The following is a 769-nucleotide window of genomic DNA, read 5'->3' as shown; positions in this document are numbered from 1 at the left end:
GATGACACGCTTGCTCAACAGGTGCTTCAAGGTTCCGGGAGCGTCAAAGCAGAAAAAGCCTTATCTAACAAAATTATCGTCCTCATCCACGGGCTGACCAATCTAGAAACAATATGGGACTTAAAACCAGACTCACTCGGTGGGGAAAGTGAAGGGGAGAGCTCGAGTAATGGTCGTTCAAGTGATGATGACGAAGCGCTAAGTGAAAAAGATAACTATGGTCGACGCTTACAAGAAGAGTTTGGCTTTACGCCTTTTTACTTGCGTTACAACACAGGCTTATCGATTAAAGATAATGGGCAAAAATTAACTCGGCTACTTTCAGAGCTCATTGAGGCATACCCCATACCTGTAGAAGAGATCGTGCTAATGGGCTTTAGTATGGGAGGCTTGTTAATACGAAGTGCCCAGAAACTCGCGCAAGATGCCGAAGCAGATTGGCTAAGTTTGTTGTCAAACTGTTATTACATTGGCACGCCTCATGAAGGCTCGCCCTTGGAGAAGTTTGGTCACCTAACCAGTTCTATTGTTCGCTATATCCCGCGTGATTACATTAGTCACTGGGCAGACTGGATAGACGTTCGAAGCCAGGGTATACAAGATCTGAAGGACGGCTTACTCCATCTGAATAAAGAAAAACGTGGCGCGGATAGTGATGACCCCTACGAGCAGAGTGTGCGCTGTGGAAGTTTTACCGCGCATGCTCAGCATCACTTCATTAGCGGCTCGCTATCGGCGAACAAGAATAGTCTACTCAACAAGTATTTTG

The 769-nt window shown here is 46.2% G+C and carries 1 protein-coding gene; it reads left to right on the top strand.

What is annotated here, in order from left to right; all coding sequences use genetic code 11:
* A partial coding sequence (locus tag A3729_RS32480; protein WP_369820100.1) for an esterase/lipase family protein occupies positions 1–769 on the top strand: 769 nt, incomplete at both ends.

The sequence above is a fragment of the Oleiphilus sp. HI0043 genome (assembly GCF_001634935.1).
The sequence above is the reverse complement of the archived record's forward strand: the minus strand, read 5'-3'. Positions and strand labels throughout refer to the sequence as shown.